The sequence below is a fragment of the Actinoplanes sp. NPDC051861 genome, from assembly GCF_040681145.1.
Lineage (GTDB): Bacteria > Actinomycetota > Actinomycetes > Mycobacteriales > Micromonosporaceae > Actinoplanes.
Genome location: NZ_JBFAYE010000015.1, coordinates 103,293 through 117,614, shown reverse-complemented (window position 1 = coordinate 117,614; position 14,322 = coordinate 103,293). Strand labels below are relative to the sequence as shown.

The following is a 14,322-nucleotide window of genomic DNA, read 5'->3' as shown; positions in this document are numbered from 1 at the left end:
GGGGGGTGCGCCGTTCTTACCCGGTCGGTTCGGCCGGTACACCGGGTTCGCGTTGAGCCGGGATGTCCGTGCCCGGCTCCCAGTGGTCCTCCAGAGCGGGCGGCGCACCCACCCGGCGCGCCTCCAGCTGGGCGGCGAAGGCGAGACCGAGGAAGAGCGCGATGCCGGTGAGGTTGGCCCAGACCAGCAGCGCCATGATCGCGGTCAGCTGGCCGTAGGTCGCGCCGAAGGAGTCGCTGACCCGCACGTACCCCGCGAGGGCGAGGCTGGCCAGCCACCACAGGACCGTGGAGACGACCGCGCCGAACAGCAGCCAGGAGAGGGCGGGCTGTTTGCGGCGTACCGAATAGCGGAAGAGCAGGCCGACGGCGAAGACGATGAGCAGCAGGCTGAGCGGCCAGCGAACCACGTCCCAGGCCACGCGCAACCCGTCCGAGATGCCCCAATGTTTCTGCGCCGAGTTCCCGGCGGTGCGGCCGGCCACGAGCAGCAGGAAGCCGAAGAGCGCGGGCAGGCCGGCGACCAGCGCGAGCGTGGCGGCACGGACGTACTTGTACAGGGCGGGCCGGTCGCGCTCCACCCCGTAGATCCGGTTGGCGCCGCGCTCGATCTGCGCCATCGCCATGGTCAGCGCCACGAGGCCGGTGATCATACCGAGGGCGAGGGCCAGCTCACCGGCCTCCTCGGTACGCTCACCGCCGTCCAGCAGCTCGCGGACCACCGGCTCGCTGGCGCCGGGCGTCAGCGCGATCACGGTGTCCGCGACGATCTGGCCGCCCTCCTCGACGCCCAGGTCGGTGGCGAGGCCGGAGAGCGCGATCAGGAACGGCACGATCGCCAGGCAGAGCTGCAACGCGAACGCGCGGGAGTGGCTGAACCCGTCGCCGTACCGGAACCGGATGAACGCGTCACGCAGCAGCGGCCATCCGCCGTAGTGCCGCAGGGCGTGGAAGGCGTCGTCCGCCGAGAGGGTGTCCCCCGGCATCATCACGGTCTCCGGGACTGGCTCAGTGCTACTCACGCAGTTTCTCCGCACGCTCGGCCACGGCACTGGCGTCGTACGCCAGGTCCGGGTCGGAGTCAGGCTGCGGCACGCAGAGCAGCAGCGCGCGCGGCCGGACGTGGATCTTCATTGCCTTGCCCGGTGCGATCAGGTCACCGTCGAGCTGCCGGGCCTGCGCCCGGTTGCTGTAGATCTCCACCCGCTGGGCGGTGTACGTCTCCATCAGCGGGATCCGGTCGCGCCGGCTGACCACAGCCCAGACCAGCGCCGCCCAGTGCGCCAGGTTCGCCGGGCTAAGGATGGCCACGTTAAGCTTGCCGTCGTCCGGCTCGGCCTTGCTGAGCAGCCGCACGCCACCCTGCAGGCGGCCCACGTTGCCGACGATCACCGCGCGCGGTCGCCGGGGCATCGGCGGGCCGCCGTCCAGCCGGATCCGGGCCCGCATCGGGCGGTCCAGCAGGTGCTTGGCACCGCCGTGGAGGTACGCCAGCCAGCCGATGTGCTTCTTCGCCCGCTCGGAGGTGCCCTCCAGCATCTGCGCGTCGAAGCCCATCCCGGCCATCACCACGAAGCACCGGTCGCCGATCACGCCGACGTCGATGCGGCGCCGGCCACCCTCCAGTGCCACCTCCAGCCCGGTCTCCGGGTCGGTGCCGAGTCCCAGGTTGGCCGCGAGCAGGTTGCCGGTGCCGGCCGGCAGCACGGCCAACGCCACGTCGCTGCCGGCCAGCGCCGTCACCACAGAGGTGACCGTGCCGTCGCCGCCGCACGCGAAGACCAGCCGGGCTCCGTCGGCGACCGCCTGCTTGGCCTGCCCGCGGCCGGGATCCTCGGGCGTGGTCGAGTACCACTTCGGGGCCGGCCAGCCCGCCTTCGTGAGCGCTTCGCCGACGACGTGCCGCAACTGATCGAGATCGGGCACCTTGGTGGGGTTCACCACGACGGCGGAGCGGGGTCCTGTCACGTGCATCAGTGTGACGGAGCCCGTTCCGACCGGCGACCCGAGAATCGCGCACACTGGTTCGGGTGACCGAACTGACGTACCCCGAAGTGGGTTCCACCCGGACCGGAAGCCTCCCCGCCGGATATCGCCACCTGCGCTACCGCACCCGGATCGGTACCGGCGAAGCGGTTTTCACCCGTGCCGGTGAGGCAGTCCTCACGTTCGGGATGCACCGGGCCACCGGCGCGCGGATCACCACCGACGCCGCACGGGCCACGCCGGGCGCGAGGCTGACCGTCGGGCTCGGGCCGTTGCGCGCACCCTGCGAGGTGGTCTGGACGGTCCAGGAGAGCGGACGGGCCGGTTTCGGGTACGGCACTCGCGCCGGGCACCCGGCCAGCGGCGAGGAGGCGTTCCTGGTCGAGCGCGACGAGCGGGACCAGGTGTGGTTCTCGGTCACCGCGTTCAGCCGCCCGGCGACCACCCTGATGCGCCTCGGCGGTCCCGTCGCGGTGCTCTTCCAGCATCTCTACGCCCGCCTCTGCGGCCGTGCGGTGCGCCGGCTCGGTACCGTTGCCGGGTGAGCACGACTTCGGTCACCTGGTGGGGCCACAGCACGGTGTCACTCGCCGACTCGGGCGTCACGCTGCTCACCGACCCTCTGCTGACCGGGCGCCTCGCTCACCTGCGCCGGATGGCCGGTCCGGTGCCCACGCTGGCCGACCCGCCGGACGCGGTTCTGCTCTCGCACCTGCACGCGGATCACTTCCACGTGGCCTCGGTGCGCGCGGTCCCCGGCGAGCCGTTGCTGATCATGCCGCGCGGCGCGCGGTCGTTCGCGGTCAAGAACCTGGGCCGGTCGGTAGCTGAGCGCTGCGTGGAGCTTGCGCCGGGCGAGGACACGACCATTTCGGGGGTACGCGTACGCGCGGTGCCCGCCAAGCATGACGGTGCCCGTGGCCCCTGGTCCCGCGACCGCGCCCTGGCCATCGGTTTCGTGATCGAGGGCGCGTCGCGGACGTGGTTCGCCGGCGACACCGGCCTGTTCGACGAGATGAGCGACCTCGGGCCGCTCGACCTGGCGCTGATCCCGGTCGGCGGCTGGGGTCCCACGCTGAAGTCGCACGGCCACCTCGACCCGGAGGACGGCGCCGAGGCGCTGCGCCGGGTCAAGTCGTCCTGGGCGGTGCCGGTGCACTACGGCACACTGTGGCCGATCGGATTCGGACGGGTGCGGCGCTACATGTTCTCCGAGCCGGGCAACCAGTTCGCCGAGCACGCCGCGCGTACGTCGCCGGACACCCGGGTACGGGTGCTGGCCCACGGCGAGAGCCTCACCCTGGAGCCGCCCGCGTGATGGACACCCTGGCCGCCCTCGGGTGGCTCTTCGTGGTCGTGGGATTCGGCGCCATCGTGCCGATCGTGCCGACCGGGGCGGCGGTCAGCGGTGCGGCCGCGCTCGCCTTCCACGAGCACCCGTTCACCATCGGCTTCGTGGTCGCGGCCGGCGCCGCCGGGGCGTACGTGGGCGACCTGGTGATGTACGCGATGTGCCGCTTCGGCGGGGAGCAACTCGCCCGGCGGCTGCGCTGGCTGCGCGACGAGGAACACCTCGGCAACGTGAAGGAGCGGCTCAAGGCGAAACAGGTGCCGGTCCTGCTGGTCTCCCGCCTGATACCGGGCGGGCGGGTCCCGGTGCTGCTGGCGGCCGCCTTCGTGGGCCTGTCCTGGCGTACGTTCGTGGTCGCCAACGCGCCGGCCTGCGCTCTCTGGTCCGGCGTCTACGCCACGATCGGCCTCGCCGGCGGCTCCATCTTCCCCGAACCCTGGCAGGGCGTCGTCGCCGCGATCGTGCTCATCCTGATCGTCAACCAGGCCCTGACCTGGTGGAACAAGAGGCGCGAGTCGCCTAGTACTTCAACTGCGCCCGGGTGAGTTTCGCGACCTTCTCCACCAGCGCGATGCCGCTGTTCATCGACTGGTTGGTGTGCGAGAGAACCGCGATCGAGACGTCGGTGTCGTCGCCGGTCACCCGGCCGACCGTGTTGATGATCCAGAGGTTGTTCTCGGTCGAGCGCGGGAGCCAGCCGTTCTTCACCGTGCTGTTCTCGCCGGTCTTGGCGGCGGCCGGGACACCCCAGTCCTGATCCTCGACGACGGTGCTCATGAGCTTGTCCGCGTACGCCCGGGAGGCCTCGTTCAGCTCGCTCTTGTCGTCGACCAGCTCGGTGAGCAGGTGCACCTGATCCTTCACGGTGGTCCGGGTCAGGCCCCACGAACTGGACACCTTCGTCTGGGTCAGCCCGAGCCGCTTGTTGCAGGCGCTGATCGCGCTCGCCTTCCCGAGCTTGACGAAGAGCGAGGTGGTCGAGTCGTTGTCGCTGTAACGGATCATCTTGTCGGCCAGCGACTTCTCGCTCGAGGTCAGCTTGCGGCCGTCGTCCTGCGCGGTGAGCAGCAGACACGCGAGCACCTGCACCTTGACGACACTGGCGGTCTCGTAGCGTTCGTCGCCGCGGTACGCGTACGTCTCTCCGGTCTTGCGGTCCAGCACCGCGACCGAGAATTCCGGCTTGTTCGCCGCATACTTCTTCAGCGCCGAGTCGAGCGCCTTGACCCGCTTCTGCCGCTCCTGCGCGGCCAGTTCCTCCGGGCTCGGCCCGGTTGGCGTCGGCGAGGCCGTCGGCGCCGCGTCCGCCACGGTGCCGGACGTGAAGACGCTCCCGGCGTCACCGGCGCCGTCGTCGATCATCCCCTTGGCCACGAGGATCGAACCGCCGAGAATTCCGACGGCGGCCATCGTCAGGATCAGGTTCCGGGTACGTCGCACCCATGCATACTGCCGTGTTCGCGACCGCCGATGCCGCCCGGATTGCTGTGTATTTCAGACTTTCGACCCACGGCTGTGGTACCGGCACCGTCCGTGACCGAACGCGGGGTGCGAACCGGGCGCAGAATGGAGACATGTCCTTTCTCGTGTCCCGCGCCATCGACCTGACCCGCGCCGCGCTCGCCGTTCCCGGCGCCGCGGTGGACCTGACGCGGGCCGCGGCCGGCCGGGTGATCGAGACGGCCGCGGCCGCGGCGACCGTTCCGGTGCGGGCGGTGGGCCTGATAAGCCAGGCGGAACTGCTGCTCAACCGGGTCAACCTGGCCGTCGGCAACGCCGAGGACCTGATCAAGCGGGTCACCCTGGTGGCATCCGCCGCCGAGTCGACGGTCGCCGACGCCCGGGCCATCGCGACCGCGGCGACGGTCACCGTGGAGGAGGCGACCGCGATCTCCGCGGCTGCCGCAGAGTTGGTACGCCGCGCGTCCCTCACCGCCGAGGCAGCCGGCGTGGTCGTCGGCGACGCCTCGGCCACCATCTCCGATGTGACGGCCATCACTTCCGCCGCCACGACCGTCGTCTCCGAAGCCTCCGCCATCACCGCCGCGGCCAACCAGGCCATCGCCGAGGTCTCCGGCGTCACCACCGCCGCCAGCCGAGCCATCACCGACGTCGGCGCGATCACCACCGCAGCGTCCGGCGCCATCACCGACGTGGCCGGCCTGACCGGAGCCGCCCGCGAGATCGTCACGACCGCCTCCGCCGTCGCCGACCGCGCCGACGCCGTGGTCGCCCGCGCCGACGCCGCCGCCACCGAGGCCACCGACCTGCTCAACGACTACACCCCGGCGCTGCGCCAGGCCGCCCCGCTCGCCGCCCGCTTCGTCAGCGAGCTGACACCGGACGAGGTGACCGCGGCCATCCGCATGGTCGACCAACTACCCGTGCTCCAGAACCACCTGATCAACGACGTGATGCCACTCCTGAGCAAACTCGACCAGGTCGGCCCGGACCTCCACAAACTCCTCGAGGTAACCGAGGACCTCCACCTGGCAATCGCCGGCCTACCCGGCCTCAAACTCCTCCGCCGCCGAGGCGAAGAACGCGTAAACGACTAACCCCGCGTGTGTAGTTCAGCCTCCCCCCACACCCCAACTCCACACCCAGCCAAGCGCCCGGGCATGCGTGTGAAGTTCAGCCTCCCCCCACACCCCAACTCCACACCCAGCCAAGCGTCCGGGCATGCGTGGAGTTCGACCTCCCTGCGCACCCCAACTCCACACACGGTCGAACGCGCGGACGTGCGTGTGAAGTTCAGCCTCCCCACGCACCCCAACTCCACACACGGTCGAACGCGCGGACGTGCGTGTGAAGTTCGGCCTCCCTGCGCACCCCAACTCCACACACGGTCGAACGCCCGGACGTGCGTGTGAAGTTCAGCCTCCCCACGCACCCCAACTCCACACACGGTCAAGCGCGCGGGCGTGCGTGTGAAGTTCAGCCTCCCCACGCACCCCAACTCCACACACGGTCAAGCGCGCGGGCGTGCGTGTGGAGTTCGGCCTCCCTGCGCACCCCAACTCCACACGCGGTCGAGCGTGCGGGCGTGTGTGTGGAGTTCGGCCTCGCCGCGCGTTCGTGGCAGGCAGCGGGCGCGCGGGGCTGGCGGGCTGGGGCGCTAGGCGGCCAGGATCATGCCTTTCAGTTCGTAGGAGGCGATGTCCGGGCGCAGCGTGACGGTTGGTTCCTGGATGAGGCGCAGGTTCGGCATGGCGAAGAGTTTGCTCAGGAAGATGTCGGTCTCCTGGATGGCGATGTAGGCGCCGGGGCACCGATGGGCGCCGTCGCCGAAGGAGAGGCCCGCGTCGGCGACGCCGTCGGACAGAGGGCGGCCGGGGCAGACCGCGGCCGGTTCGGGGCCGACGGCGCCGGTGTCCAGGTTGGCGGCGGCGACTCCGACGTCGACCTTGGCGCCGGAGGGGATCGTGACGTCGCCCAGGGTGACGTCGGCGGTGGTCCAGCGGAGCAGGTCGGCGACGACCGGCTCGAGACGCAGGATCTCGTGGAGGAGGGCGACGCGTTCAGTCTCGTCGCCGGTCACGTAACGGTCCCGGAGCGCCTCGTCGGTGAGCAGGTGCCAGGCGGCCACGGAGATGAATTCGCGCGTGGTGACCATTCCGGCGGCGGCGAACGTGACGCACTCGCCGAGGATCTCCGGCGCCGTGCAGCCCTCGTCGATGAGGTGCGAGATCAGGTCGTCGCGGCGGGTGCGGCGGCGGGCGGCGATGGCCGGGCGCACGTCGCGCCAGAAGAAGGCGAACACCGTGAAGTTGTTGAACGCCTTCTGGCGCGCGGCGCGCAGGCCGCGTGCGTTCGGGTCGGGGACGCGGAAGAAGCGGTCGAGGCGCCGGGCCATGTCACCACGGCTGTCGGTCAGGCCGACCACCTCGGCGGCGACAGCGACGGCCAGGTGGAAGGAGAGCGACGACAGGTCGGCCGCGCCGCGGCGCCGCAGCACCTCGCACTGTTCGTCGGCGAGGCGGTGCATCAGGTCCCGGTACGCCGACTCGACCCGCCGCGGCGTGAAGTACTTGGCCGTCTGCCGCCGATGCTCACGATGCTCGGCGCCGTCACGGTAGAGCACCGGCAGCCGCATCCGGTCCTGCAGCCGCAACGCGTTCTCGATGCCGAGCCCGGCCTGCCGCGTGTCGGTGTGCCGCAGAAACTGCCGCGCGGTGGCGTAGTCCTGGATATGCCACACACCGTCACCATCAACCCGAACCGGGCACCCGGGCTCCCGCTCGCCGCGGTCCACTTTCCGCCCGCTGTCGACAGAGGTCATTCCTCGATTGTGGAGCAACCCCGCACGGACGTCCGCCCCGGCCACAGCAACCCCGGGCGGATGTCCGCCCCGGCCACAGCAACCCCGGGCGGATGTCCGCCCAATGCCGCCCCCAGGGCAGATATCCGCCCAAGGCCGCGGCACCCCAGGGCAGACGTCCGCCCCCGGCCGCGGCGACCGGGGGCGGACTGCGCTCGGCTCTGTTCGGAGAGCGCGACGAGTGGGACGCGGTTTCCGCCGAGCGCAAGATCGCGAAAGACGGAGATCCTTAGAAGACTGAAACGCCGTAGGCGCTCAGGGCTTCGGTGACCGGCTGGAAGTACGTGGTGCCGCCGGAGGTGCAGTTGCCGCTGCCGCCCGAGGTCAGGCCGTGGGCGGTGGAGCCGGAGTAGAGCGGGCCGCCGCTGTCGCCCGGCTGGGCGCAGACGGTGGTGCGGATGAGGCCGGAGACCGAGCCCTCGGCGTAGTTGACCGTGCTGTTCAGCGCGGTGACGCGGCCGGAGCGGGTGCCGGTGGTGGAGCCTCGGCGGTAGACGGTCGCGCCGACGGCCGGGGTGCCGGCGTTGGTGATGTCGACCGAGGTGCCGACGCCGCCGGTCTTCGTGATGCTGGTGTTGGTGTAGCGGACGATGCCGTAGTCGTTGCCAGGGAAGCTGCTGCCGGCGGTGGTGCCGAGGGTGACCGAGCCGTTGTTCCAGCTGGAGGAGCCTCGGGTGCAGTGGCCGGCGGTCAGGAAGTAGTTGGTGCCCGCGCTGTTGCGGACGTTGAAGCCGAGCGAGCAGCGCCCGCCGCCGGAGTAGATGGCGTCGCCGCCGGAGATGAAGACGCTCATCTTGCCGGGGACGTTCTCGATGCGGGCCGCGTCGCCGAGCTTGGCGACGGTCGCCTTGACCGCGGCGAGCTTGGCGCCGGTCACGGTCTCGTCGACGCTGACCAGGACCTGGTTGCTGACCGGGTCGACGGCGAAGGCGGTACCGGGCGTCTTGAGGCTCGCCTTGAGGGATTCGTCGGCGGCGGCCAGGGTGGCGCCGCTGCGGGCCACGTAGCGCGGGGTCGCTCCGGCCGCGGACACCTCGGCGGCGGTGGCGGCGTCGGTCACGTTGACGACGAGCGCGCCGGACGAGTCCAGATAGGAGCCGGCGTCGCGGGCGCCGAGACGGGAATCAAGCGAGGCGGCGAGGGCGGACGGCGCGAACGAAGGGTCGCCCGCGACCGGGGCAGCCGCGGCGGGTGATGCGGCCAGGCCACTGCCGACAAGGATGCCGACTGCCAGGCCGACGATCGGTCGGCGAAGCTTCGGGTTGAGCACGGTTCCTCCCAGGGGGACGGGTGGGGTGGTACGCCGATCCGGCGCACCCGTGCTCGCAGTATTTAAACGCTTCTATGTCCTGGCAAGAACCCGACTCGATCTTCGATCGGAGATCAACCTGTGCCTGAGCTGTGCGAACGAGGATTGCATACTTCAGGCGTATTACTCGTTCGGGATGAACTGGATATGAACGCTTGACGCGGCCGGCGGCGCCGCGAATGAGCACCACCGGCCGTACGACAAGCACTATCCACGGTCCACCACGACAATCGGGGCCTCGTCGGCGAGGCGGTAGCCCAGCCCGTACACAGTGGTGATGAGCTCGGGGTCGTCCAGCTTGGTACGCAACCGGCTCACATGAACGTCGACGGTCCGGTTCGTGGTGTGCCGGTGGCCCCACACGTGCGTCAGCAGCTGCGCACGGCTGAACACCTGACGCGGGTGGCGGGCCAGGAACAGCAACAGGTCGTACTCGAGGCGGCTCAGCTCCAGCAGCCGCTCGCCCCGGAACGCGGTCCGGGCCCGCGGGTCCAGCCGGATCTCGCCCTCGGTCCGCGGCTCGGCCTCCCCCGTGAACTCGACGGCAGCGGACGGCCCGGCCGCGTCGACCAGCTCGCGCAGCGCGGCCAGCACCCGCTCCCGGCCGCCGGCCCCACCGGCGATGCTGATCGTGACGGTCACCGGAGCCTCGGCCGCTTCCGGCGGACGCGGGTCAGGTACGGGACGCAACCGGACGGGCCGGGGGTACGTGGCGTGTGGATGGGCGACGGCGAGAGCTGACATGGCTTCTCCTTCAGTGGTCCGCGTCACCGATTGCGGGGGACGCAGAGCAAGGATACATTTCCTATCTGTTAGATAGGCTAGACGGATGCAGTGGCGGGCGCCATAACCGCGCAGGTGGCAATTCCCCATCGGTTTACTAGGATATGGGAACGCCATTGACCACCCTGCAACCAGGTAGGACGGTGAAGGCATGCAACACAAGCCGCAGGACTACGTCAGTTCTCAACATGCGGAAAGCCTGCCAAGGGGGACCTCGTGACCGTCAGCTCACTCGTGGACGCCGACCTCTTCCGTACCCTGCTGCGCCGTCACGCCGCAGCGGTGGTCGTCATCACCGCGCCCGGTGCGCCGCCCGCAGGCTTCACCGCGACCTCCTTCACCTCGGTATCGCTGTCGCCGCCGCTGGTCTCCTTCTGCCTGGCCAACACCGCTTCGGCCTGGCCCGCCGTCGCCACCGCTGACGTCGTCGCCGTGCATGTGCTCACCGAGGAGCAGGAACACGTCGCGCGCACGTTCTCGACCAGCGGCATCGACCGCTTCGCCGCGCACGGCGACTGGGAGCAGGGACCGGGCGGCGTGCCGCTGCTCAACGGCGTCCTGGCCCGCCTGGTCTGCCGCGTGGTGCGCCGGGTCGAGGCCGGCGACCACTCGATCGTGCTGGCCGCACCCGAGACCGGCGCCATCCACGACGACCTGGCCGCCACGCCGTTGGTCTATCACGACGGCTCCTACACCCACCTACGCCGCGCCGCCTGACCAAAAGCCTATAAAAGCTGAAAAATCCGGCACGAAGTGCCGGATCAAGCGCAACCCGAGAACACAGCCGGCTGGAAACACCGGCAACCCCCGAGAACAGAGACAGAGAAGGAGGCGAGACGACATGACGGGAATCGTGGTGGTATCCGGCAACCCCCGTGCCGGTTCACGAACCTCGGCCCTGGCGATCGCGGTCGGCCAGGCCATAGCCGGTCGGCTCGGCTCACCCGAGCCGACCGTGATCGAGGTCGGTGAGCTGGGCCCCGGGCTGCTCACCCCCGGCGACCAGCCCACCAAGGAGGCGGTCGCGGCGCTGACCGAGGCCCAGCTCCTGGTCGTCGCCACCCCGACATACAAGGGCAGCTACACCGGTGTCCTCAAGGTGCTGCTGGACCAGCTGGGCCCGAACGCCCTGGCCGGCAAGCTCGCCGTGCCGGTGGTCACGGCCGGTGTGGCGCCTCAGGCGACCGCGGCCGAGGCGCTGCTGCGGCAGTTGCTGGTCGAACTGGGCGGGATCACGGTCCGCCCGGGTCTGCCGGTGGTGGAGGCAGACCTGAGCGAGACGCCGGCGATCGCCCAGAAGTACGCGGCTGCCGTCGATTGGTGAACGGTCAGCCCTCGGCGGGCACCACCGGGATGACGACCTGACGCGTGGCCGTCTGCGGCACAAAGTCGCTGAACTGTACGGTCACCGTCCACGTTCCGGCCTCCGTGGCCGTCCCGCGCAGGTACCCGGTGGACGAGAAGCTGAGGCCCGGCGGAAGGGTGCCGCCCGCAAGCCGCCACGACCCGCGCCCGGTCGTGGTCCGGTTGAACTTGAAGATGTACGGCGTACCGACCGTGACCGTGGTCGTCCGCGACGTCTTGATCCCCGGGGCCTTCGGCGGCGGCGCGATGTAGAGCAGGCGGTTCGGCGAACCGGCCAGACTCGTGACCTTGCCCTTCGTCGAGTACCCGACGAGCTTCTCGCGCACCTGCGCCGGGGTCAGGGCGGGCGCCGCGTCCAGGAGCAGGGCGGCGGCTCCGGCCACGTGCGGCGCGGCCATCGAGGTCCCGCTGTACGCCGCCCGAGCCGTGTCCGACGTCGACACCGACGACACGATGTCCACACCCGGCGCGAAGATGTCGACCACGCTGCCGTAGTTCGAGAACGCCGCCCGCTTGTCCTTGCTGTCGGTCGCGGCCACCGTGACGGCCGCAGGCAGTCCGGCCGGGCTGCCGAGCGAGGCGTTGGTGTTCTCGTTGCCGGCCGCCGCCACGAACGTGATGCCCGAGTCGATGGCCTCCTGCACCGCCTGCTCCATGGCCGGGCTGTAACCGCCACCCAGGCTCATGTTCGCCACCGCCGGTTTGACGGCGTGCGCGGTGACCCAGTCGATGCCGTCGATCACGTCGGAGAGAGTGCCCTCGCCGTCGCAGTTCAGCACCCGCACGGCGACCAGCTTCACCTTCTTGGCCACCCCGTATGTGCTCCCGCCGATCGTGCCCGCCACGTGCGTGCCGTGCCCGTTGCAGTCCGCCGCCGTGGTGTCGTCACCGACGAAGTCGTAGCCGTACGTGGCCCGCCCGCCGAACTGGGTGTGCGTGACCCGGATGCCGGTGTCGATGACGTAAGCGTGGACGTTGTCGCCGTCCGCGGTCGGCAGGTACGACTTCGACGCCGTCCGGGCGCGCTGGTCGATCCGGTCCAGTCCCCAGGCCGGGTTCTTCTGCACCGCGGCGAGGCGGACGACACGGTCCTTCTCGACGTAGCGGACGGCCGGGTCGGCGGCGAGGCGGGAGGCCTGCGCGGCGGTCAGCTCGGCGGTGAAGCCGGGCACCCGGGAGAAGGTTCGCAGGACACGGCCGCCGCCGAGGCTGCGCGCGGAGACGCCGGCCTTCCGTTCCTTCAGGGTGACGATGTACCGGCCGGTCGGGGAACCGGCGTCCGGCACCGCGTGGGCGGCGACGGGCGCGGTCAGGGTGGCGGAGGCCGCCACCGCCGCGGCGAGAACGGGGCCGAGGGTCCACTTACGCATGCCCCGCGTGATCGGTCGGCGGATTCGCCGGTTAAGAATTCCGCAGCTCAGGATCGGTGCGCCAGGAGCGCCAGCCGGACCCGGTTCGGGCTGGCGGTCTTCGTCATGAGCGCGGTGATGTGGGTCTTCACCGTCGTGACGCCGATGTGCATCCGCTCGGCGATCTCGGTGTTGCTGAGCCCCTCGCCGACCAGGTCGAGGACCTCCTGCTCGCGGGCGGTCAGGTTCTCCACCCGCCGCGGCGCGTCCGGCTTGGCGTCGACCGCGCGGCGCACCAGCCGCCGCAGGACGTCCTGGCTGAACGGGCTCTCGCCGGAGGCGGCCTGCCGGATCCCGTTCAGCAACTCGGCCGGCGGGGCGTCCTTGAGCAGGAAGCCACAGGCACCGGCCTGCAGCGCCGGGTAGAGGTGGTCGTCGTCGCCGAACGTGGTCAGCACGAGCACCCGGGCGGCCGGGCGCTCGGCGATGATCCGGCTGGTCGCGGTGATCCCGTCGACGCCGGGCATCCGCAGGTCCATCACGACGACGTCGGGCACCAGGCGGGCGGCGAGGTCGATCGCGGCACGCCCGTCGCCCGCCTCGCCGACCACCTCCATCCCGGGTTCGGCGTCGCAGAGCATCCGCAGCCCGGCCCGGATCAGCTGCTGGTCGTCGACGAGCAGGACCCGGATCACGCGGTCTCCCCCGGCAGCACTGTGCTCACGCGCCAGCCCTTCCCGTCCGGCCCGGCGGTGAGCGTCCCGCCGAGCACCTCCACCCTCTCGCGCATGCCGGTCAGGCCGTGCCCGCCGCCCGGTGGCGTGTCCGAGCGCCCGGCGAGGCCACCGTCGTCGACGACAGCCCACTCCACGTCGCCGTCCCGCACCTCGACCCGCAGAACCGCCCGCGCGGAGACGCCGGCGTGCTTGGCGACGTTGGTGAGCGCCTCCTGGGTCAGGCGCAGGACCGCCAGCCCGCGTACCGCGTCCAGCGCACCGACCGACGGGTCGATCTCGGCCTCCACGATCACCCCGGCCCGGCGGGCGGTCTCCACGGCACCGTCCAGCGCGGCGGGCAGCGCTGAGGGCTCGATCGCGGTCAGGGACGCGTCCGCGCGTACCCTGTCCGGGTCTCTCAACACGGCAACCAGCCGGCGCAGATCCGCCAAGGCCGCGGTCCCCGTCCGGTGGACGTCGTCGAAGACGTCGGCCACCTTGGGATCGAGCCCGGGGAGCACGTGCTGGGCCACACCCACCCGGAGCACCATCGACGCGACGTGATGGGCGACCACGTCGTGCAGCTCGCGGGCGATCGCGCCGCGCTCGTCGGCGCGGGCGGCCCGGTGCTCGGACTCCCGGCGCTTCTGCTCCTCCACCAGCCGGTGCTGCGCCTCCACGCCCAGCTGCTGGTTGGTGCGAACGACCAACCCGATCAGCACCGGCAGACCGAGATTGATCACCAGCCCGACAACCGCCTCGGTCAGGCCGGAAAGCGACGGCGACTCGCAGATCAGATAGACCGCGGATACCCCGGCGACCGAACCCCACAGGTAACGCCGGCGGGGTGCCCAGAGCGCCATCTCCGCGAGCGCCCAGGCGGTGCCCACCTGGTTGATCGTGGGATCGTCCAGGCTCGTCAGCGCCGCGCCGAACAGCAGGGTCTGCGCCAGCAGGTTCACCGGCGGGCGGTTGTGCAGCAGCAGGGCGCACAGGAAGGCCGGCACAGCGAGCGCCCATTGCAGGCCGGTCGGCGGGCGCTCGCTGTGATTGATCACGAGTAGGTAGGCGATGCCGCTGAGATCCAGCAGCACCATCCGGATGAGGGTGCTGCGCAGATCAAACAGACGGCCCGGGCGCATG

At 70.9% G+C, this 14,322-nt stretch carries 15 protein-coding genes; 6 read left to right on the top strand and 9 right to left on the bottom strand.

All coding sequences use genetic code 11. The features are described 5' to 3' along the window. Positions 1-16: 16 nt before the first annotated feature. Together AB0M02_RS31760 and AB0M02_RS31755 are read right to left on the bottom strand one after the other, a co-directional pair. The gene (locus AB0M02_RS31760; protein WP_364233532.1) at positions 17-1,021 is read right to left on the bottom strand and encodes a YihY/virulence factor BrkB family protein; all 1,005 of its coding nucleotides are present in this window, start codon (positions 1,019-1,021) and stop codon (positions 17-19) included. Then, on the bottom strand, positions 1,014-1,967 hold the full coding sequence (locus AB0M02_RS31755; RefSeq protein ID WP_364233530.1) for a diacylglycerol kinase family protein: 954 nt from the start codon (positions 1,965-1,967) through the stop codon (positions 1,014-1,016). The genes AB0M02_RS31760 and AB0M02_RS31755 overlap by 8 nt, the downstream gene beginning before the upstream one ends. A gap of 62 nt (positions 1,968-2,029) precedes the next feature. On the opposite strand from AB0M02_RS31755, the gene AB0M02_RS31750 reads away from it, so the two are divergent. From AB0M02_RS31750 to AB0M02_RS31740, 3 genes are read left to right on the top strand one after another with little or no spacing between them, the layout of a single operon-like run. After that, positions 2,030-2,530 (top strand): DUF1990 domain-containing protein, encoded by a 501-nt coding sequence (locus AB0M02_RS31750; protein WP_364233527.1) that lies wholly within the window; start codon positions 2,030-2,032, stop codon positions 2,528-2,530. Beyond that, positions 2,527-3,303, top strand: coding sequence for an MBL fold metallo-hydrolase (locus AB0M02_RS31745; RefSeq protein WP_364233525.1), 777 nt, complete (start codon positions 2,527-2,529; stop codon positions 3,301-3,303). Before AB0M02_RS31750 ends, AB0M02_RS31745 begins: the two co-directional genes overlap by 4 nt. Continuing rightward, complete coding sequence (locus AB0M02_RS31740) at positions 3,303-3,881, top strand: VTT domain-containing protein (RefSeq protein ID WP_364233692.1); 579 nt, start codon at positions 3,303-3,305, stop codon at positions 3,879-3,881. Before AB0M02_RS31745 ends, AB0M02_RS31740 begins: the two co-directional genes overlap by 1 nt. Here AB0M02_RS31740 and AB0M02_RS31735 read toward each other — a convergent pair. Further along, a complete protein-coding gene (locus tag AB0M02_RS31735; protein ID WP_364233523.1) occupies positions 3,856-4,776 on the bottom strand; it encodes a serine hydrolase in 921 nt (306 codons plus the stop codon). The genes AB0M02_RS31740 and AB0M02_RS31735 overlap by 26 nt on opposite strands. 134 nt (positions 4,777-4,910) lie before the next feature. On the opposite strand from AB0M02_RS31735, the gene AB0M02_RS31730 reads away from it, so the two are divergent. Beyond that, positions 4,911-5,894, top strand: coding sequence for a hypothetical protein (locus tag AB0M02_RS31730; protein ID WP_364233521.1), 984 nt, complete (start codon positions 4,911-4,913; stop codon positions 5,892-5,894). Between the two features lie 560 nt (positions 5,895-6,454). Here AB0M02_RS31730 and AB0M02_RS31725 read toward each other — a convergent pair. From AB0M02_RS31725 to AB0M02_RS31715, 3 genes are all read right to left on the bottom strand, one after another. Beyond that, positions 6,455-7,618, bottom strand: coding sequence for a cytochrome P450 (locus AB0M02_RS31725; protein ID WP_364233518.1), 1,164 nt, complete (start codon positions 7,616-7,618; stop codon positions 6,455-6,457). 268 nt (positions 7,619-7,886) lie between these two features. Further along, positions 7,887-8,927: a S1 family peptidase gene (locus AB0M02_RS31720; RefSeq protein WP_364233515.1), complete on the bottom strand. Its 1,041-nt coding sequence runs from the start codon at positions 8,925-8,927 to the stop codon at positions 7,887-7,889. Between the two features lie 246 nt (positions 8,928-9,173). Continuing rightward, on the bottom strand, positions 9,174-9,710 hold the full coding sequence (locus AB0M02_RS31715) for a winged helix-turn-helix domain-containing protein (RefSeq protein WP_364233512.1): 537 nt from the start codon (positions 9,708-9,710) through the stop codon (positions 9,174-9,176). 255 nt (positions 9,711-9,965) lie between these two features. On the opposite strand from AB0M02_RS31715, the gene AB0M02_RS31710 reads away from it, so the two are divergent. Both AB0M02_RS31710 and AB0M02_RS31705 read left to right on the top strand, forming a co-directional pair. Continuing rightward, positions 9,966-10,466: a flavin reductase family protein gene (locus AB0M02_RS31710; protein ID WP_364233509.1), complete on the top strand. Its 501-nt coding sequence runs from the start codon at positions 9,966-9,968 to the stop codon at positions 10,464-10,466. 124 nt (positions 10,467-10,590) lie between these two features. Continuing rightward, entirely contained in the window at positions 10,591-11,073 is a 483-nt protein-coding gene (locus AB0M02_RS31705) for an NAD(P)H-dependent oxidoreductase (RefSeq protein ID WP_364233507.1), read from the top strand. 4 nt (positions 11,074-11,077) lie between these two features. On the opposite strand, the gene AB0M02_RS31700 is transcribed toward AB0M02_RS31705, so the two are convergent. From AB0M02_RS31700 to AB0M02_RS31690, 3 genes are read right to left on the bottom strand one after another with little or no spacing between them, the layout of a single operon-like run. Next, positions 11,078-12,484 carry a S8 family peptidase gene (locus AB0M02_RS31700; RefSeq protein WP_364233505.1) on the bottom strand — a complete coding sequence of 469 codons (1,407 nt, stop codon included), beginning with the start codon at positions 12,482-12,484 and terminating at the stop codon, positions 11,078-11,080. A gap of 47 nt (positions 12,485-12,531) precedes the next feature. Further along, on the bottom strand, positions 12,532-13,158 hold the full coding sequence (locus tag AB0M02_RS31695) for a response regulator transcription factor (protein ID WP_364233502.1): 627 nt from the start codon (positions 13,156-13,158) through the stop codon (positions 12,532-12,534). Further along, positions 13,155-14,321 (bottom strand): histidine kinase, encoded by a 1,167-nt coding sequence (locus AB0M02_RS31690; RefSeq protein ID WP_364233499.1) that lies wholly within the window; start codon positions 14,319-14,321, stop codon positions 13,155-13,157. The genes AB0M02_RS31695 and AB0M02_RS31690 overlap by 4 nt, the downstream gene beginning before the upstream one ends. Position 14,322: the final 1 nt, after the last annotated feature.